Annotated in this window: 15 protein-coding genes; 8 read left to right on the top strand and 7 right to left on the bottom strand. The window is 42.2% G+C overall.

The window, feature by feature from the left end; translation table 11 throughout:
* The first annotated feature begins 10 nt into the window (after positions 1 to 10).
* The gene (locus H5114_RS10655; protein ID WP_182722892.1) at positions 11 to 2,998 is read left to right on the top strand and encodes an ATP-binding protein; all 2,988 of its coding nucleotides are present in this window, start codon (positions 11 to 13) and stop codon (positions 2,996 to 2,998) included.
* Between the two features lie 9 nt (positions 2,999 to 3,007).
* Here the strand turns inward: H5114_RS10655 and H5114_RS10650 are convergent, their stop codons facing one another.
* Genes H5114_RS10650 through H5114_RS10640 form a run of 3 tightly spaced genes read right to left on the bottom strand, consistent with a single transcriptional unit; the run spans position 3,008 to position 5,246 of the window.
* The gene (locus H5114_RS10650) at positions 3,008 to 4,306 is read right to left on the bottom strand and encodes an ATP-binding protein (protein WP_182722891.1); all 1,299 of its coding nucleotides are present in this window, start codon (positions 4,304 to 4,306) and stop codon (positions 3,008 to 3,010) included.
* A gap of 2 nt (positions 4,307 to 4,308) precedes the next feature.
* A complete protein-coding gene (locus tag H5114_RS10645; protein WP_124014812.1) occupies positions 4,309 to 4,884 on the bottom strand; it encodes a chemotaxis protein CheC in 576 nt (191 codons plus the stop codon).
* Positions 4,881 to 5,246, bottom strand: a complete 366-nt coding sequence (locus H5114_RS10640) for a response regulator (protein ID WP_182722890.1) — start codon at positions 5,244 to 5,246, stop codon at positions 4,881 to 4,883. The genes H5114_RS10645 and H5114_RS10640 overlap by 4 nt, the downstream gene beginning before the upstream one ends.
* Positions 5,247 to 5,431: 185 nt before the next feature.
* On the opposite strand from H5114_RS10640, the gene H5114_RS10635 reads away from it, so the two are divergent.
* Both H5114_RS10635 and H5114_RS10630 read left to right on the top strand, forming a co-directional pair.
* Entirely contained in the window at positions 5,432 to 5,977 is a 546-nt protein-coding gene (locus H5114_RS10635; RefSeq protein ID WP_182722889.1) for a heme NO-binding domain-containing protein, read from the top strand.
* The gene (locus H5114_RS10630) at positions 5,970 to 6,878 is read left to right on the top strand and encodes a sensor histidine kinase (protein WP_124014809.1); all 909 of its coding nucleotides are present in this window, start codon (positions 5,970 to 5,972) and stop codon (positions 6,876 to 6,878) included. Before H5114_RS10635 ends, H5114_RS10630 begins: the two co-directional genes overlap by 8 nt.
* Positions 6,879 to 6,902: 24 nt before the next feature.
* On the opposite strand, the gene H5114_RS10625 is transcribed toward H5114_RS10630, so the two are convergent.
* Both H5114_RS10625 and H5114_RS10620 read right to left on the bottom strand, forming a co-directional pair.
* Complete coding sequence (locus tag H5114_RS10625) at positions 6,903 to 7,793, bottom strand: dienelactone hydrolase family protein (RefSeq protein WP_124014808.1); 891 nt, start codon at positions 7,791 to 7,793, stop codon at positions 6,903 to 6,905.
* A 192-nt stretch (positions 7,794 to 7,985) separates the two neighbouring features.
* Positions 7,986 to 8,945 carry a helix-turn-helix domain-containing protein gene (locus H5114_RS10620; RefSeq protein WP_124014807.1) on the bottom strand — a complete coding sequence of 320 codons (960 nt, stop codon included), beginning with the start codon at positions 8,943 to 8,945 and terminating at the stop codon, positions 7,986 to 7,988.
* A gap of 218 nt (positions 8,946 to 9,163) precedes the next feature.
* On the opposite strand from H5114_RS10620, the gene H5114_RS10615 reads away from it, so the two are divergent.
* The 5 genes from H5114_RS10615 (at position 9,164) to H5114_RS10595 (ending at position 17,458) form a co-directional block, all read left to right on the top strand.
* Positions 9,164 to 10,570, top strand: coding sequence for an ethanolamine ammonia-lyase subunit EutB (locus tag H5114_RS10615; protein ID WP_182722888.1), 1,407 nt, complete (start codon positions 9,164 to 9,166; stop codon positions 10,568 to 10,570).
* A complete protein-coding gene (gene eutC / locus H5114_RS10610; RefSeq protein ID WP_182722887.1) occupies positions 10,567 to 11,457 on the top strand; it encodes an ethanolamine ammonia-lyase subunit EutC in 891 nt (296 codons plus the stop codon). The genes H5114_RS10615 and eutC overlap by 4 nt, the downstream gene beginning before the upstream one ends.
* A gap of 68 nt (positions 11,458 to 11,525) precedes the next feature.
* Positions 11,526 to 12,929 (top strand): ethanolamine permease, encoded by a 1,404-nt coding sequence (gene eat / locus H5114_RS10605; protein ID WP_182722886.1) that lies wholly within the window; start codon positions 11,526 to 11,528, stop codon positions 12,927 to 12,929.
* Between the two features lie 463 nt (positions 12,930 to 13,392).
* A complete protein-coding gene (locus H5114_RS10600) occupies positions 13,393 to 14,994 on the top strand; it encodes an ABC-F family ATPase (RefSeq protein WP_182722885.1) in 1,602 nt (533 codons plus the stop codon).
* Positions 14,995 to 15,217: 223 nt separating this feature from the next.
* Entirely contained in the window at positions 15,218 to 17,458 is a 2,241-nt protein-coding gene (locus tag H5114_RS10595; RefSeq protein WP_182722884.1) for a peptidase U32 family protein, read from the top strand.
* Between the two features lie 163 nt (positions 17,459 to 17,621).
* Here H5114_RS10595 and H5114_RS10590 read toward each other — a convergent pair whose 3' ends face one another.
* Together H5114_RS10590 and H5114_RS10585 are read right to left on the bottom strand one after the other, a co-directional pair.
* Positions 17,622 to 20,372 carry a PAS domain-containing protein gene (locus tag H5114_RS10590; RefSeq protein WP_182722883.1) on the bottom strand — a complete coding sequence of 917 codons (2,751 nt, stop codon included), beginning with the start codon at positions 20,370 to 20,372 and terminating at the stop codon, positions 17,622 to 17,624.
* 3 nt (positions 20,373 to 20,375) lie between these two features.
* Positions 20,376 to 20,783, bottom strand: coding sequence for a response regulator (locus H5114_RS10585; RefSeq protein WP_182722882.1), 408 nt, complete (start codon positions 20,781 to 20,783; stop codon positions 20,376 to 20,378).
* Between the last annotated feature and the right edge of the window lie 105 nt (positions 20,784 to 20,888).

The raw sequence follows: 20,888 nt of genomic DNA, 5'->3' as shown, positions 1-20,888 counted from the left end.
CGCCAATGCTATGGCGATCGAACTGCCTATTGTCGTACCTTTTCTCATCGGTAACATTGCCTTTTCAATTATCCTCATTCGCTTAGGTTTTATCTGGTCTCTGTTGGCTCTTGCTATCGTCAGCGTTCCAATAGCAAGTAATATTGAATTATTTAACAGCATCTTGCAGCTGTTTTGCTTGATGTTATTAACATTAAATTTGAAACAACCTCTTTGGCGAGTAATGGGTGTTTATACTGTCGCCATAGGCTTTATCTACCATCAATTTGCGTATCCCATTTTTACTGAATCGCCAGCGTTATTAGTCAGTGCGACACTGTTAAACGGTTGTATTTTTATTTTATGTACCAAAACGGCGTTAATGCTAAATGTCATAACAATCACCCCAAAAAATCAAAAAAATCAAAGTTTAAAGCTACAGTTAAGTCATCGAATTGGTTTGTATAGCGCCGTACCCTGCACGATTTTAATCGCATTTATTTTACAAGGTGCTATCAGTCTCCACATATCATCCGTTCTGCAGTATTACGATAATGAACAAAGTAAATTTATTAATGAAATTCAACGTCATATCGAACGGTATATCGGCAATACAGAACTTATCGCCAGTTTAGGACATGACAATATTGACCAAAACACATTACGTAAGTTAACTGAACAACAAGCAGAACTGATATCTGCACTGGTCACCGATAAAAATGGCCTTATTTCACTATTTTATAAAGCCGACTTACCTAACAGTAAAATGCAAAAGACATCGGTTGCCGACCGGAGTTATTTCAATAAACCTAAGGAACTGGGCAAAAGCTATGTCAGTGAGACCTTTCAGGGAAGAGGACTGGGTGAAGATCGATTATTTGCGGTCAGCGCACCGCTTTTCCAAAATGGCACATTTGATGGGGTAGTCGAGATTTCTGTCAATCTTAAAACGTTAACCAATACCTTTAAGTCTTCAGATGATATGGATTCTAACCGTATTTTACTCGACAGAGACTCGAAGAAAATTTGGGGTAGCGATACCTTAGGACAGTTAGGTCGTGTCTGGACAGAACGGCCATTAATGACACCTTTCACAAGCTCTGTATTTGGACAGCATATATTCAATAAAGTTGAACCAATTGCCTTCACATCTGACGGTCGTTATATCGTTATACGAAAACACCTAGACGAATTGAATTGGACTGCGCTGTACTATTTAGACACCCGCTCATTTGTGATTCGCTATTTTATTTATTTATCGATTGCGATGATATCAGCGTTGTTATTGCTGCAATACATCACAGTGTTGTCTGGTCGATTAATTCATCAGTACACCAATACATTAGAACAAATTACCCGCCACACTCATCGCTGGCGATCTGATAAACCTAATACACAGCCTCTGACATTTACCACCACAGCACTTGAGTTTGAAGTATTGTCTGAAAGCATTAATGGTTTGCAAAAGCGAGTAATCGATTCTCGCAAAGCTATGCACAAATCAATGGCAGAAGTGAGCACACTCAATAATGAATTAGAAGCAAGAGTCAAAGACAGAACTCAGCAACTGGAACAAGAACGTGATAAAGCAAAACTGCTCGCAGAAATTAAAACCCGGTTTCTAGCAAATATGAGTCATGAGATCCGCACACCGATTACTATTATTAAGGGTTTTACTGAAGAACTGCTTAGTGAAGCAACGGGCGATACCTACCGCACGCTTAATCGTATAAATCAAAATACTCTGCACTTACAAAATGTAATTGATGATATTCTCGATACAGCTAAAATTGAGCAAGGCAAAATGCGCATCGCATTAGAATCGATTAATCTTGCCCATTTTATGACTGACTTTATCGATAGTACGGCGCAAATGGCGCACAAAAAAGGCTTGTCTATTGACTATGATGTTAGTGACATTACTGACGTTCATATCATGGCCGACCCTTTCCGATTACAACAAATATTACTTAATTTACTCAGTAACGCGGTAAAGTTTACCGCCACAGGATCGATTACCCTTAAAGCTGAAAAAACAACTGCGCAAAGCTGTAGCATCAAAGTAATAGACCAAGGTATTGGCATTAGCAAACAGCAACAGTCCACCCTGTTTGAGGCATTTACCCAAGCCAATTCCAGCACGAGTCGAGATTATGGCGGTACAGGACTTGGCTTGTATATTAGCAAACAACTTGCTGATGCAATGGACATATCACTTACGGTAACCAGCGAGATTGGTCAAGGGTCGACTTTCATGCTGAGTTTTAATACCCACAGCGCTTTGCAAAAACCAATAAAAGACTCGACTGTAATAGCAACTGAATTGCCTACCAGTGCAAGTCATGGTAGAAAATTGCTCATTGTTGATGATGTTGAAGACATTCGCATCTTAGTGGCTGCTTACGTTAAGTCACTTAATATGGAGTTATTGTTTGCGGAGAATGGTCAACAAGCATTGGATATTGCCCTCAAACATCGCCCAGATATCATTATTATGGATCAGCAAATGCCAATAATGGATGGCTTGAGCGCGGGTCAAGCAATGAGACGTCATGGGTTTGAATCGGTGATTATTTCACTGAGTGCAGATGTGTTTGAACAGCACCCTGTAACCGACACCGTATCGCCTTTTAACGCAACGCTTTGCAAGCCTATCGATAAAACACAACTGTTAAATACCATACAATTTTGTTTATCAAAACATGATATAACACTGCCTAATGAAGATATTACTAGTATGAGTGCACAACAAGAGATGGACGGATTCGACGAGTTACGACAGGACTACCTAGAAAGTTTACGCGCCATACCTGACGAGTTAAACTTGCTTGCTGCAACCTCAGAGCATAAACAAGTTGTCATGCTATTACATAAAATTAAGGGAACCAGTGCCTGCTTAGGGTTACACGACGTGAGTGCAACAGCACAACAGGCAGAAGCCGCGCTAAGAGATGGGGGCAATCTTAATCAAGTGTGTAATGAGTTTAATGCGCGCTTAACGCAATTGTTCTCTTGTTAAGATCGCTTACTATGATGGTGTTTCAAGGTCACTAGGCGTTAATAATGGCAGGGTTATTATAAAGGTGGTGCCCACATCAAGCTCGGAGCTTACCACAATACTACCTTTGTGTTTTTGCACGATACTATAAGACAATGACAGTCCCAAGCCGGTCCCCTGACCTACAGGTTTTGTGGTGTAAAATGGTTCAAAAATTTTACGCAGTGCCGATTCACTTATGCCACAACCGGTATCTTTTATTTCAATAACCAATGCTGTGCTATTCGCCGATACCTTAATGTAAATGTGCCCTTTACCATCAATAGCCTGTGCTGAATTGACAATTAGATTCAAAAACACCTGGTTTAACTGCATTGGCTGGCAAAATAATGCCGGTAATGGCTGCTGAAATTCACGATGGACTTCAACATTATATTTAAGCTGGCTGTTGGCAATTTTTAACGTATTTTCAATACCTTCAATAATATTAGCATGCTGCCATTCACTACTGTCGACATGTGAAAACACTTTAAGATTTTTTATAATATCAGTAACGCGATCTATTCCGGTAATCGACTCATTAATTAATTCAGGCATGTCTTCACGTAAAAACGAATATTGACTGCGCTCTTGCATTTCTTGCTGCAAAGCCATAAAGGTTTTATTTTGGGTTTTATTCACCACCTTTTCATAAAAGCTGATCAAATTTAATAGCTTAGATGAATAATCTTGTAGGCTTTGTAAATTAGAATGAATAAAACCAATAGGATTGTTTATCTCATGAGCGACGCCCGCAGCCAACTGCCCAATGGCGGCCATTTTGTCTGCTTGTAATAACTGATTCTGCGCGGCTTCTAGTTTAGTGTTTAGCGCCAGTAATGCTGAGTGTTCTTGTGCTAACTCTTCAGAAAGTTGTTTCTTACCCTGGTAATAACTCGCCAACTCAGTGACGTCTTGTACTATCATGCATACGGTTTTAACCACATTATTGCTAACGTGTAACGGTATAAACTCAATGTTTTGGTACATTAATGTTTCTTCGCCTGTGATTGGGCGGCTACTACTGAATAAAAATACGTGTGGTCTGTGTTCCCAATATGAAAAACTAGCATTGTTCAATACAAACACACTGTTGATCTTTTTCTTTAAATATTTTGCTTCATTTGGGAAAAGAGTCAGCAAATTTTGCCCTTTTACTTGGTCACAACTGATGTTCAGCCGATCAGCAAAAAAGTCATTCCAGTACTCTATATCTAATTGCTCATTAAGAACACATACCCCTAAAGGCAATTTTGCAGTCAGATTCTCTAATACTGCGAGGGTCGTCATCGTTACTCCAACAAGCTATTTAATCGACTTAATAACGTCGAAATTGACTCTGCTTCTAAACAAATAACAATTTTTGAATCAAAATGACTGGACTCTACTTTAAATTCAACTTCCATGAGTAAAGTGTGAGCCCAACGATAGTGTTCTGGCGACAGTTTTTCCGGTTCAAATACTGTCGGCATGCTCAGCTTGGTGGTCAGCTCTAACTGCTCGGCAAAACCATTTAAACAGGCTCCAGCTAGAATATTTGACAGTTCAAGCAAAAGCTCTTCGCGGGTAATATCTGATAAAGGTAGCTCATAATCCATCAGCTCAGCAATGGCTTCACACCCCGCGTGCGATTGTAGCGAAACGACCTCACCCTTTACTGTGCCCAAAAAAGATTGCCGAGTATGCCACATGACATCGGAACTGATCATATCGACAAATTCAGTGGGGGTAACAGAGGAAATGAGTGGAATAGAAAGGGTAATTTTAGCGCCAATTAACCTCGCTAACGAATTGGCTGCCTGGCCCATTGAAATATTCATCAACTCCTGTAATGCATCACGCTGCAGTTCACTTAATTGATAAATCATATCAACCCCACATCGATTAATGCTTGTGATAATTGCTCAGAGTTCAATGGTTTGTGTAAAAACCGAAACGCTCCAAGCTTGTCGACTAACTTTTTCGCTTCTGGCTGTATATCGGCACTAATCACAATGACGATAGTTTTCGTTTTATGCTCATTTAAGTAGCTGAGCACACCAAAGCCATCGAGTTCAGGCATAGTTAAGTCTAGGAAAAGAACGTCAGCTTTTCCAGCTTCAACGGCCTCAAGAGCTTCTTTACCGTTAGTGACCTCGGTTATTTCAATATCCCAATCGGCGGGTAAAGCGCGTCTAACGACTTTTCTTGACATCATTGAATCGTCGGCAATGGTTACAGGTATCGGCATTACAATCTCCACATTGTCTCATTTGTCCTCTAAACATTATGGTGACGACAACCTTGAATGTCAAAAACTATTAGTATTTATTTTAAACACTGGTTTTACGCTGCAATCATTGCCATACTCAGGGGACAAATAAGACAAGTTACACTCTGTACTTTATTTCACATAGACTAAAATTGAGAGGCGCTATGAAAGGCATTATCTTTAATGTGCTTGAAGAAATGATAGTTGCACAAGCTGGCATGGAGGTTTGGAACACATTACTTGAAAAACATACGCCACAAAATCGGGTTTATGTGTCTGCTAAAAACTACCCTGAAACGGAGCTATTTGCCATTGCAACCGATGTTGCTGCGCTGCTCAATGTTCCTCTGCAACAAGTAGTAAAAGCCTTTGGACAGTATTTGTTTTCAGGATTAGCCACTAGACATACCGGTGTAATGACACGTTTTTCAGGTTTCACTTCCTTGGTGATGGGTATTCATAATGTTATTCATGTTGAAGTGAATAAGCTTTACCATGAACCCGCTTTACCCACCATTAGTTGTGTATTAGTAAATAACCACAATATTGAACTAACTTATCATTCACCACGTAAATTATGTTTTTGTGCAGAAGGCCTTATCTTTGGCGCTGCAGAGTATTATCAACAAGCCATCACCATTAAGCATGATGTCTGTATGCACCATGGTGATGAAAAATGTATTTTAAATATTGAGTTAATTAATGACTGATAAACCTGATCCATATTTAGCAGCCTATCAGCGAGAGAAAAAAGCACGTATTGAGGTCGAGCAGTTGCTCGAAGATTCGATACGTCAGTTATACGAAAGAAACGTATTACTTGAAAGCCAAATAGTGCAAATTAAAAATCAACAAAAATCACTTATACAGCAAGAGAAATTGGCATTATTAGGCACATTAGCGGCGGGCGTAGCTCACGAAATTAATAACCCGCTCGCGTTTGTCAGCAGTAACGTAACAACCTTAAATGCCTATGTTTCTGACTTGCTTAACGTGATACCGAAAGACAGCTTAAATGAGGCTGACACTCGAAATATCAACTTTATAATGAGCGACTTACCTGAGCTGATTTCGGATACCGAACATGGGTTGGTACGCATAAAAGATATTGTTAAAAACCTATTATTTTTTGCGAGAACAGATGCTGATCAGTTATCTGAAGTCGATCTACTGCTAGCTGTTGAGATAGCGTTAAAGTTATTAGGACCGAAACTTAAAAATGTCCTTGTTACACAAAATCTACAACCAGTGCCAAAGATCATCTTTAACTCTGGTGAACTCAATCAAGTGCTCATTAATATTCTGGTTAACGCCATACAGGCATGCGAGTACATGACAAATCATACCTCAAAGATAGGTGTCGATCTGACTCAAGTTAATGATGAGATATTATTAAATGTTACCGATAATGGTTGTGGAATGTCAGAAGAGGTTCAGCAAAGAATATTTGATGCATTTTACACCACAAAACCCGTCGGGACTGGAACGGGTATCGGTATGTCAATAGTGCTACAAATACTCGAGCAACATGACGCCAAGATTGTCGTAAAGTCTGAATTAAATAAAGGCACAAGTATTCAAATTTACTTTCCTATATCCACATCCATGTAGATATTTATCATTAAAATAAAATGGTTAACTAATTTGTTTATTGAAAAAATCTAATGTTCGCTGCCACGCAAGCTCTGCATTGGCTTCATCATAACGGCCGGTAGAGTCGTTATGAAATCCGTGGTTGGCTTTGTTATACATGTGCATTTGATATGGCACATTAACGGCTTTTAAATCCTCCTCATATTCTGGCCATGTTGCGTTCACTCTTTCATCTAATTCAGCTAACTGAATCAGTAAAGGGGCTTTGATGTTTTTTCTAAGTGCTTTAGCCGCTGGGGTGCCATAAAAAGGCACCCCAGCTTGAATTAAATTAGCCTCCACGGCGGCAAGATAATTCACAATATAACCACCAAAACAAAAGCCGACCGCGCCCAGCTTGCCATTACTTTGCTGATGGCCTTTCAAAAACTTAGCCGCGGCAACAAAGTCTTGCTCAATTTTGCTTCGGTCTAATGATTGCTGCATTGCCCGACCTTCATCGTCATTGCCAGGATAACCGCCGAGTGAAAAAAGCGCATCAGGCGCAAATGCAATAAAACCCGCTTTCGCTAAACGGCGAGCAACATCTTCAATATATGGATTTAAACCACGATTTTCATGAACCACTAATACCACCGGTAATAAAGCGGTTTTATTGGTGGGCTCAACTAAGTAGCCCTGGCCTTTACCATAACCTAAAGGCGAATCAAATTGGGTATAAGTGGCTTTAATGTCGGCATCATTAAATGACACTTGCTCAGCTAAAGCATAATTAGGCAGTAACGCTGAGGTCAGAACGCTCATTGAATAACCTAACGCCACTAACGAGCCTAATTTAGTCATAAAGGTACGCCGGTCCATGCCACCATGAGCATAGGCGTCATACCAATCAAAGGCTTCTTGCGGAATATTATCGACGGATTTGTGCTGCATAAGTTCCCTCTTCTGATCAAGTGTCATTACGGTAATTGATGGTTATTGATATTAGTAGATAACAGTTAATGTTAGCTGAAGATGATTAATTAACCACCGGCTGCGCAATTGATACGCTTAACCATTGGCTTAAGTTCAATTGATTTGGTGCGCCTAATTATCGCGATGTGACACTCTAACGATTGCAATGAGTCAAGGTTGAGCTGGCTGATATCGCTGACGGGTAAGAGATGGATTCTCGCCAAATAATTGGGTGTAATCTTTAGTAAATTGGCCTGGATGCCAAAAACCCCAGTTTGCCGCAATCACTGAAATAGGATGGTGTAGATCAGGCTGTTTAAGCTCTCGCCTAACATTATTCAAACGGGTTAATCGTAAAAAACGCAATGGATTAATGCCTAAAATACTCTCAAAACTATACTGCAGGGTGCGGCGGCTAACAAAAGTAAGCTCACAAAGTTGAGTGATGGTTACGGCCTGTTGCGGATGGTCATCGATAAAAGCTTTAACTTTTTCAACGACGGCTAAACGATGTTGATAACTGGGGGCCACCGTTTGCGTTGATGCTGGTTGGCTTAATAAATTCAGTGCTAAGGTGCTTAACATGTCTTGCTGAAGATCGGTGCGCAAGCCTAATTCACTGTGGTTAATCAGCTTTTCAATCATCAAACGAGTTTGATTTAGTAAAATTGGATTGCAATCAATCCGTTCCGCCCCTCGTGTTGATAAGTTCTTCAACGACAGCCCTTGTATTTCAGCCATGGAATATAAGCTGTGTTGATTAAGCACCACACCATAAATAGTAAATTGCTCAGGGGTGATTAACTCAAAATCATAATCACTGCTTCGACACATCAACTGATGAGTATCAAGCTGTAAACCATTTATTTTACTTTGCTCAGAACGACATGGAATGCCCAACCAAATAGAATTAGGCGCAATGTTGCACTGCTGCCTTAATGCTCGTTGAGTAAATTCTTTGAATAAATGCATATCTGGATAATCCAGACCCTCAATACAACCATAAAAACTGCCGTTACTGACCTGATCATAAACTTGCTGCCATTGGGTTAAATTATGCGCTTGCTCATCGATGTCATTGGTTTGCACCACGCTCTTTTTTGGTGCGCGCTGATTAAAATGGTGCTCCATCTGTCATCTCCTAGCGTTAAAGATTGATTAACCCCCACCTTATTATCTTGATTAAATCCATTTTATCTTTCTGATATAAAACATAAAAAATGACTTTGCCGAAACTTGATAGCCACTTGGTACGAATTAAGCTGGTATTGAATTAATTAAATGAGTTGATTAACGATTACAGCAGCAAAACCTGTACCAAGGTTTGATCGTTGACGGTGAGGTAATAAATGAGCCATTCGTATCGCTACACTCTAGGTAGCCAAACATATCAATTTAAAGACTTGGCCCAGCTAATGGCCAAAGCAACGCCGCAACGCTCGGGCGATCGCTTAGCGGGCGTAATTGCCTTATCAGCCAAAGAACGAACCGTTGCCCAAATGACACTCGCTGATGTGCCCTTAAAAACGTTTCTTAATGACGCTCTCATTCCCTATGAACAAGATGAAGTGACCCGCTTAATCATTGATGAACATGACACCCAGGCATTTGCTTATATTAGCCATTTAACCGTTGGTGATTTTCGTAATTGGCTGTTAAGTGACTACGCCACACCGCAAGTATTAGCCGCGGTCAGAATGGGTATTACCCCAGAAATGGCTGCTGCGGTAAGTAAAATCATGCGTAATCAAGATCTTATTCTTGTGGCTAAAAAATGCCATGTCACTAGCGCTTTTAGAAATACCATAGGCTTACCCGGACACTTATCTACCCGCTTACAACCTAACCACCCAACCGACGATGTTAACGGCATCGCGGCGTCAATACTTGATGGTTTGCTATATGGCAATGGTGATGCGGTTATCGGCATAAATCCTGCAACCGATAACGTGGCACAAGCGATTAAGCTAATGAAGTTAATGGATGATGTGATCCAAAAGTATGATATCCCGACCCAAAGCTGCGTGCTCACCCATGTCACCAACACCATTGAATGCATTGAAGCAGGTGCCCCGGTCGATTTGGTGTTTCAATCGATTGGCGGAACTGAAGCAACCAACTCCAGTTTCGGATTTAACCTCAATACCTTAGCTGAAGCGCAAGATGCCGCATTAAGCCTACACAGGGGCACGGTTGGCAATAACGTGATGTATTTTGAAACAGGCCAAGGCAGCTCGTTGTCTGCTAATGCTCACCATGGGTTAGACCAACAAACCTGTGAAGCTAGAGCCTATGCGGTCGCGCGCAAGTTTTCACCATTACTGGTCAACACTGTGGTGGGCTTTATTGGTCCTGAATATTTATTTGATGGTAAAGAAATCACCCGCGCAGGGTTAGAGGATCATTTCTGCGGCAAGTTGTTAGGCGTGCCAATGGGCTGTGATGTTTGCTACACAAACCACGCTGAAGCTGACCAAAACGACATGGACAATCTGCTCACCCTATTAGGCGTTGCCGGTTGCTCGTTTGTGATGGGTATTCCTGGGTCAGACGACATTATGCTTAATTATCAAACCACCTCATTTCATGATGCCTTGTATGTCCGCCGAGTACTGGACGCGCATCCCGCGCCCGAGTTTGAACACTGGCTAACCAAAATGAACATCATGAAAAATAACACCGACTTTGTTTTATCGAGCACGCTACCCAGCGCATTTGCCAAACCGCTTTATGCTTTGCAAGGAGGCGCAAAATGAGCACGCCTGATGTAAAGCAATCTAATAATGCTGTCGATACTGGCATATCACATCAAGATAATGGCAAGGTGGTGGCCAATCCTTGGCGCGATCTGCGCCGCTTTACTGACGCCCGCATTGGTCTTGGTAGAGCAGGCATTAGTTTACCCACAGCAGAATTGTTAGCGTTTCAATTATCGCATGCACAAGCTCGCGACGCGGTAAATTTCCCTCTGGACATTGATGCACTCGCAGCGCAACTGGCCAGTATTCCTTTACTGGATAAGGTTAGCCCAATCAAGGTTCACAGTCAGGCAGATGATCGTATTACCTATTTGCAACGCCCTGATCTTGGACGAAAACTGTCCCAAAGTGGTCGTGACAGCTTATTAAGCCACATGAATAGCCAAGGACCAACGACCCACAGCCAATACGATCTTGCCATCGTGGTGGTTGATGGTTTGTCATCACTGGCGGTGAAGCTTAATGCTCAAGCTTTTATCAACGAATTACTCACCCTACTCAAGCCGCAAATCACACAGTGGAAAATCGCGCCAATTACCTTGGTTGAACAAGGCCGAGTGGCCATAGGCGATGATATTGGCCAGCTGCTAAATGCCCCAGTGGTGATGGTGCTTATCGGCGAACGCCCGGGACTCAGCTCACCAGACAGCCTTGGGTTATATCTGACTTGGGCACCTAAAACAGGACTTAATGATGCCTGTCGAAATTGTATTTCTAACATTCGCCCTGCGGGGTTGCCTTATAAAGAGGCAGCCAAACGTGCGTTGTATTTATTAACCGAGGCCAAAAAACTCAAACTAACAGGAGTCAATTTAAAAGATCGCACTCAAGACGATGTGATTGAACACCAACAGCCAAGGCAAAATTTCTTAATCGCTGAATAACGGCGAATAAATTCAATATGTTAAATACTCATTCGAAATAAAAATTAAATACTACTGGAGAGTTAATTATGTCAGATAACAACAAAGAGTACCTTGCCAAAAGGCAACTAAAAGGCGGTACCGCCGGCTGGGTGTTACTAGCAGGTTTGGGCGTGTCATACGTTATTTCTGGTGATTTTGCTGGGTGGAACTTTGGCATCGCTGAAGCTGGCTGGGGCGGATTTGCCATAGCAGCGATATTAATGGCGATCATGTATTTAGCTTTAGTGTTATCTTTGGCTGAAATGTCAGCGGCTATTCCTGCCGCGGGTGGCGGTTACAGTTTTGCTCGCCAAGCCATGGGCCCTGCTGGTGGTTACTTAACCGGACTAGCCGTATTAATTGAATATGCTCTCGCGCCTGCTGCAATCGTGATTTTTATTGGTTCTGCGGTGCAAGAATTACTCGGCTTTAATGGTCCTTGGGTTTATGCACTCTTCTATTTAGTGTTTGTGGGCATTCATCTCGCTGGTGTGGGTGAAGCTCTTAAAGTGATGATGGTGATCAGTGGATTAGCTGTTATCGCTATTATTGCCACTGCAGTGGTGCTTATTGGCAACTTTGATGCAACCCGGCTTTATGATATTGCGGTTACTGATGCTGCAGGTGCCAGTGAGTTTTTACCCTTAGGTTGGTACGGTGTTTGGGCTGCACTGCCGTTTGCCATGTGGTTATTTTTAGCGGTTGAAGGCGTGCCGTTAGCCGCTGAAGAAGCCAAAGATCCAGCCAAAGATGTACCAAAAGGCATTATTGGCGCGATGATATTTTTACTGTTTACGGCCTTACTCGTGGTGGTATTAGTACCAGGTGCTGGCGGTGCAACGGCCATGGGAGCCAGCGCAGTGCCATTAGTTGATGCGCTCAATCTCACCGGCAATAATGGCTTAGCAACGATGGTTAATATTTTAGGTTTAGCAGGTTTAGTGGCCTCATTCTTCTCTATTATTTATGGTTATAGCCGTTTAGTGTTTGCGTTATCACGTGCGGGTTATATCCCCCGTTCATTATCGATTACCACCTCACGTAAAGTCCCCGCTCGCGCATTAATCGTACCAGCAATATTTGGCTTTTTGGCTTCATTAAGCGGCGAAGGTGATTTACTGCTGGCGATGGCGGTTGTTGGCGCTACTGTGTCTTATGCGTTAATGGCACTCAGTCATATTATATTACGTATCAAGCAGCCTGAGTTGATCCGTCCATACAAAACGCCTGGCGGCATTGTCACCTCAAGTATTGCGTTAGTCTTGTCTTTAATCGCATTAACAGGTGTGTATGCCTTCGATCCACGGGCATTCTTGTTCACAATAGGCTTATTTGTGATTGGCGCTGCATATTACTTTGGCTACAGTTCATCACGCTTGGTGGCCAAAAGTGCCGATGAAGAATTTGCCATGTTAGCCGCGGCAGAATCGGATTTATCGATAGCCAACTAATCGGCAGTTAACTTATCGATACTGTGATGTAAACATAAAGGATAAAGCGCGGAGCATAGATCACCGCGCTTTATCCTTAACAGTATATAAGGGTTAACGGAGCAACTGTGACAGTTTAAATCGCCTATTGATGCCCTACTCTGAAGCCAGCAAGCCTTCCCACCCGCAGATACCATAACCCTGATACCTGAGCGAATGTGGCCATTTATCCCCAGGTCAATTCAATTGCACACAGATTAACCCATTTAGGGTAATCGTACTTTTAACCCGCGGGGTTAAGCGCATCTGCATATAAAGGCACAGATAGACAATATTAGCAGATTATAAATCGACAAATTAACCCTAACCTGTATAATCCGCGGCCTATTTACTTACATATACTCGCGTCTGTCTTATTCTCACACGGCTGTTTACTCGCCCTTTGTTGATAAATATTCAGTTAGTACACAGTTGGAACATTGCTTTGATTTCTACCGCTAATATCACCATGCAGTTTGGCCCTGAGCCATTATTTGAAAACATCTCGGCTCAATTTGGTCACGGTAACCGTTACGGTTTAATCGGCGCAAATGGCTGTGGTAAGTCTACGTTCATGAAAATCTTGAGTGGCGCCCTAGCCCCAACCTCAGGCAACGTGTCGATTACACCTGGCTTTAAAGTCGGTACCCTGAGCCAAGATCAGTTTGCCTTTGAGCAATACAGCGTAGTTGATGCTGTGATCATGGGCGATGTTGGTCTGTGGAAAGTGAAACAAGAACGTGACAGCATTTATGCTAAAGCTGAAATGACCGACGAAGACGGCATGCGAGTAGGCGATTTAGAAAGCCAGTTTGCAGAAATGGACGGCTACACTGCAGAAAGTCGCGCCGGTGAAATTCTGTTAGAAGCAGGCATTGAAGAGTCATTCCACTTTGGCTTAATGCAACAAGTTGCTCCAGGTTGGAAATTGCGCGTGCTACTGGCGCAGGCTTTATTTGCTAACCCAGACATCTTGTTACTCGATGAGCCAACCAACAACTTGGATATTCATACCATTAGTTGGTTAGCCACCGAGCTAAACAAACGTAAATGCACCATGATCATCATTTCGCATGACAGACATTTCTTGAACTCTGTTTGTACCCACATGGCTGACATCGATTACGGCGAATTACGAGTTTATCCAGGTAACTACGAATACTTCTTGGCACAATCAGGCTTAATACGTGAACAACTATTAGCCGGTAATGCTAAGAAAAGTGCTGAGATTGACGAGCTACAAGACTTCGTTAACCGCTTTGGTGCCAACGCATCTAAAGCGAAACAAGCTAGCTCGCGTGCTAAAAAAATGGATAAAATTAAGCTTGATGACGTCAAATCATCTAGCCGTATTACCCCATCAATTCGCTTTACCGAAAGCAAGAAATTGCATCGCCAAGCACTGGTGCTAGAAGAATTGTCACACGGATTTGATGAAGTGTTATTCGAACACGGTGACCTTATTCTTGAAGCGGGTTCAAAACTGGCGATTATTGGTGAAAACGGTGTGGGTAAAACCACGCTACTTCGTTGTTTAGTTGATGAAATACAGCATAATCATGGCCGTATTAAATGGTCTGAAAATGCCGCCATTGGTTATTGCCCACAAGACAGTACCGCTGACTTTGATAATGACATGACTTTATTTGATTGGATGTCGCTATGGCGCACACCAAAACACAATGATTTGATGGTTCGCGGCATGTTAGGTCGCTTGTTATTCTCAGATGACGATGCCAACAAAAAAGTCCGCAACTGTTCTGGTGGAGAAAAAAACCGCTTATTATTCGGTAAGTTAATGATGATGGACATTAACGTGCTGGTAATGGATGAGCCAACTAACCACATGGATATGGAAGCCATTGAAGCGTTAAATCAAGCCTTGAAATTATTTGAAGGCACATTGATATTTGTCAGCCATGACCGCGAATTTGTGTCATCTTTGGCAACGCGTATTATTGATGTCAAAGACAAAAAATTGATTAACTTTCAAGGTACATTTGACGAATACCTTGCAAGCCAAGCGGAAGCAGAAGCCAGAGGCTAATCCCCTTATGGAATACGTATTAGTCAATGCGCATGAATAGATAGATGGTTAGCATTAAGGTCTTCCTATTGCATTACATTGCAATCATGAAGACCTTTTTTGTTTCATTTATCCCAAAAAAATGAATACATTCGCATTCGCTAATCAATAGTAATCCGTTGCAGATACACGTAAAATCGGCTTATAAAATTTATAATTAACGACTTAACAAAGCGAAAATATCATGAATAGAAAAATCGAATTATTGGCGCCAGGTGGAGATGTCGATGCGATTAAAGCTGCGATTATAGCCGGTGCTAACGCCGTTTATTGTGGCTTAGATACCTTCAACGCCCGTAACCGAGCAGCCAACTTATCCTTCGATGACTTAATTGGTGTTATCGCACTTGCTCATCAATACCAATGTGAAGTGTTTCTCACCATGAATATCGTTATTCTTGAGAACGAAATTCCAACATTGGTTAAGTTGCTCAATCAGTTGGTTAATACCGGCATCGACGGCATTATCGTGCAAGACCTCGGTCTGTTTAATTTGGTCAGCAAGCATTTCCCTAACTTAGCCATTCATGCCTCAACCCAGCTGACAACCCACAATGAAGGTCAAATTGGCTTCTTAGCCAAAATCGGTGCCACACGCGTTAATTTATCGCGCGAGCTAAACCTTGGCGAAATAAAAAGCCTCACCACCCTAGCCCACGATCACGACGTGCTGACCGAAGTGTTTGTTCACGGTGCGCTGTGTATTGCTTTCTCTGGCCAGTGCTATTCAAGTTCAGTCAGTGTCGGTAATTCGGGTAACCGTGGCCGTTGTAGCCAGGCCTGTCGTGACGAATACGAAATTACTGCCGCGGGCAACAAGTTTCCGCTCAATTTAAAAGACAACTCAGCCTATTTTGACTTACCTGAACTGGTCGATGCGGGTGTTGATTCACTTAAAATTGAAGGTCGTATTAAAGGCGCTCAATATGTCCACACTGTAGTAGACAGCTGGCGTAAGCAAATTGATAAATTTATCGATACCGGCAAGTTGCTAGCCGATGACTCTAATTTACACCGGGTATTTAATCGTGATTTTACCAACTCATTTTTAAAGGGTAATCTCACTAAAGACATGTTTATCGATAACCCGCGCGATAACAGTTTTAAGCATGCTAACGACAAAAGTAATGCCATATCTGTGGTGCAAATTCAAGAAGCACAACAAACATTGTCGTCTGAAAAAGACGCGATTGTGCAGCTAGTTGCAGAAAAAATTAATCACTTAAGTATTGCTAAACCAACACTGTCACTGGCATTTTCCGGTAAAGTGGCGCAGCCGTTATCAATAGCGGTTAGCACTCCAGAGCAACACTTTGTCATTAACTCGACACTGACCTTAACTAAAGCCACTGAATCTCGCGTTGATGAAGCGGCAATTGAAAAGCGCTTTAAAAGCTTAAAAAGCAGTGGCTACCAGTTACAAGCATTCAATTTTGACGGCTTAGATGCTGACTTAAGCCTGCCGTTTAGCCAATTAACCCAGCTTAAAAATGAATTACTGTTACAGCTAACTCAACGTGAATACATAGGCGCTGTAACCTTGCCTAAGTTACCTAAACACCCAAAAGTCACTGAAACGCCAACCCTGTCTTTGCTTATCAGCGATGAAAAAGACGTTAACTTGTGTGATGTTACCCAAGCCGATATCTACTTTAAGCTGCCAGAAAGCTTTAAGAAGAATGACAACAAGTACATCGACATATTCTTGCGTAACCCAAGACTCATCCCTTGGTTTCCAGCTGTGCTTATTGGCAAAGATTACCTCGAAGCAGTAAGAGTGTTAGAAGTGGTTAAGCCTAAGCGTATTGTCACAAACAATACCGGTGTCGCGTTTAAAGCTTATGAAATGGGCATTGAGTGGATTGCTGGGCCATTTTTAAACACCACCAACTCTTATGCTTTACTTACCCTGCAAGAGCAGCTCAATTGCGCAGGCGCGTTTATCTCTAACGAGATTAATCGCAATCAAATTAAAAATATTGCCAGACCAGAAAACTTTAAACTGCTGTATAGCATTTATCACCCGATTTTGATGATGACCAGCAGACAATGTTTTTTCCAACAAACGGTGGGTTGTAATAAGCCCAGCATTGAAGATGGCTGTATGTTGAAATGCGAAAAAGCCACGACGATCACTAACGTAAAAGGCATATCGTTTGCGGTAGACAAGCAAAAAGGCGGCTACCCAAGTATTTACAACCACGAGCAGTTCTTAAACATCGAAGCGGTTGAAGACTTATCCTACTTGTTTGATGAATTCTTTATCGACTTAACCAATATTGGTTCTGGTTCAAAAGCTGAAATTGATAAAGTACAACTGGTTAATCACTTTGAAAACGTGCTTAAAGGTGTCACACAAGCCAAAATTGAACTTAATCAGCTGGTCACCATTGCAACCAATGCTCAGTATCAGCAAGGCTTGTAGTTGATTATGTGAGTGTGAAGCCGGTTGGCAACAAGTTTGAAGCTACAGCAAAGGGTCAGATTACGCTATAAAGTACTCTGACCCTTTGCTTAGCTGAAACTGGCACAGCGAAACAGAACTTGTTATCGACTGTTCAAGCTCAAATAACCCTTGAGCCTGAGCCTTAAACAGAGATGGGTAAGCGAATATAAAACCTGGCACCATAACCGGGTGTTGAACTGTAGCCAATACTGCCATTCATTGCTTCAGTCAGCTCCTTACACAGTGCTAAACCTAAACCTGTACCGCCTTTGGCCTTAGAGCTACTGGCGTCTGCTTGAGAAAAACGTTCAAAAATTTTGCTCTGAAAATCTTCAGGAATACCATCACCTTGATCTTGCACAGCAATCTCAACCTGATTACCAATGAGTGTGGTAGACAGAGTGACACTTCCCGCTGTCGGTGAAAATTTAACCGCATTGGACAGGAAGTTAGTCAAGATTTGTAATAAACGATGCTCATCGACGTAGACAAGGATCTCATCCATTGCGTGGTTTAATTGCAATGCCAGGCTGATTTGATGTAAGTCAGCATAAGGTTGATGATCGTCAATGGCTCTTTGTAATAGAGGCACAACATTTAAGCGTTTCATTTCAAACAACATCTTCCCAGCCGCGAGTTTTTCAATATCCAATAAGTCATTGATCAAACGGCTAAGCTGCTTACAGTTGCTGCTGGCAATTTCAATCAGCTTGTCCGCTTTTGCGGGTAAGGTAACCAACTTACCAGACTGCAATAAATTTAAGGCGCCAAAAATCGATGTTAATGGCGTACGCAGCTCATGACTTACTGTTGAGATAAAGTCATCTTTAACTTGTTGTAATTGCATCCTATCGGTAACGTCTTGTACAGAGCCGATTATTATCTGATCAGGATTTTTATCCTCGGCAACTAATTGCCCTAACTGATGCACCCAACGAACTTCACCATTAGGTCGAATAATTCGGTGAACCACATTATGAATGCCTGTTAAGCGAGCCTGCTGCTCGCTTTTATCCACTTTATCAATATCATCTGGATGAACGGCACTTTTAAGCAAGGTCACACTGGGAACGATGTCATGGGTGTCAAAACCAAATATTTGGTAAATGATAGGCGACCACCATAAGGTGCCCTGTTTTAATGACGCATGCCAATAACCAATTTGAGCTTGCTCGCTAGCTAAATCAAGGCTTTGCTGAGCAACATTCAATTGCAAATTGAGATCTTCAAGTTTGAGGTAATGTTCTTTCGTTTGGGTAATATCTTGAATGTATCCATGCCACAAAATACTGCCATCGGGCATGGTTTCTGGCGAAGCACTGCCGGATAACCACACTAAGGTATTATTATCCCTGTAAACCCGATATTCCTGTTCCCACAGCGTGAGTTGTTGCGCTGAATCTTCAATACTCTTGGCTACCGCCGGCAAATCTTCGGGGTAAATTTTGGCAAACGCGGTGGACGCATCCGTTTGCACGTCTTCGGGTTTTACACCATAAATGTCTTCGATGGCAGAACTGGCATACGGAAATGCACTGTGACCGTCGGGCCATAACTGAAACTGATACAAAACCCCTGGCAACTGCTGTGTGAGTTTATGTAATTGATCTTGAAGTTTTTTCTCTTTGCTAATATCTAAAATAAAACCATCTAGGTATTTAATAGCCCCACTACTATCATATTCCGCAGCGCCGCGACCTTCAGCCCATAGAACCGAACCATTTTGATGCAAAATACGGAAATTGAGTACCCAACTGACATGGTTAAGCACTGCTTTTTCAACTGTTTGAATTAATAAATCTCTGTCTTCGGGATGAATGATGCTCACGAAACTGCGTTGAGAGTTATCAATAAAATCGCTGGCGAGGTAGCCTGAAAGCGCATAAATATGATCGCTCATATACAGCATGGACCAATGCTCATCATGATGACATCGGTAAGTTACCCCAGGAATATTAGTCACTAAGGTTTTAAACTGATCTCGACTTTGTCGTAATGCTAGTTCGTTATCATGTTGTTTGGTGATATCTGCATGGGTGCCGTACATCATCAGAGGCTTACCATCGTCTGAGTATGAAATCACTCGGCCTCTGTCATGCACCCATATAAAATGCCCCTGTTTATGTTGCATGCGGAAATTAACATCATAAAATGGGCTTAACCCATTAAAATGATCCTCTAATGCCGCCTTGGCGTGGTCTAAATCATCGGGATGAGTCACAGCTAACCAGGTGTCGATAGAAATGGGCTCAAGCTCAGCAAGCTGATAACCAATCATTTCTGCCCAACGCTCGTTAAAAACCGTTTCACCGGTTTGTATATTCCATTGCCAAGTACCAATTCTGGTCCCTTCAAGCACCGACCGATACATTAGCTCACTTGCCGCTAATAGTTCATTTGACTGCTCTTGTAATCGGTCTTGAATTTCTTGCTCAACGCTCTTGCCAAACTCAAAAGCGATTTGGCGCTCTTTATCGGTAAACTGCCGAGGTTGGCTGTCAATAAAGCAAAGTGTGCCAATGCGCTCACCGTTAATCTCTAACGGAACACCAGCATAAAAGCGAATAAATGGCGCGCCGGTAACCAATGGATTATCTGCAAATCGGCTGTCGAGCTGGGCGTCGTGGATTTCAAAAATAGATTCGGCTAAAATCGTATGACCACAAAATGAAATGTCTCTACTCGTCTCACAGGCCGCTAAACCTTGTTTGGATTTAAACCATTGCCGCTTAGCATCCACCAATGAAATCAGCACTATTTCGGTGCCAAGGCAAAGTTTGGCTAAATGAGTTAGGCGATCAAAACGTTGCTCTGGAGCCGTATCTAACAGGCCAGTATTGTGTAACGCTATGAGTCTTAGTTGTTCGAAAATCGGTGTTACGGGAGCTTGCATCAGTTACTCCGGATGGTTGATTTTTGCTGAAGCAAGATGGGCTTGATAAATACGCTCTAGTGAATCGCCAAGACTCATGGCATCAAAGGGTTTCTCAATAACGTCAACAGCGCCGGCATCTAAATATTCCTGTTTTTCAGTATGCTGAATTCTGGCGGTCATAAATACCACCGGAATGTTAACGCAATGTGAGTTTTTACGAATTTCGTGCAGGGTTTGCAAACCATCCATACCTGGCATCATGGCGTCTAACAATATTAAATCGGGTGTAAAGTGCGCCAGTTGACTAATCGCCTCATGCCCACCCTCACAAGACACCAAGGTAAGACCTGAGATATCAACCAGAGCCATTTCAACGATAACTCGAATCGACTCATCATCTTCTACGTGTAAAATTTTGTCTAGCGGCATGCCGGCTCCGTTTTGGTGAGTAAAACCCAAATTTGGCTAATTTGATTTGCTAATATAATCTTATAAATGATGTTGTAGCAAACTAAGTTGTTGAATAACCCTATT

Source organism: Shewanella sp. SR43-8, assembly GCF_014163775.1.
GTDB lineage: Bacteria > Pseudomonadota > Gammaproteobacteria > Enterobacterales > Shewanellaceae > Shewanella > Shewanella vesiculosa.
Note: the sequence above shows the minus strand (reverse complement) of the source record. Positions and strands in the feature narration are given on the sequence as shown.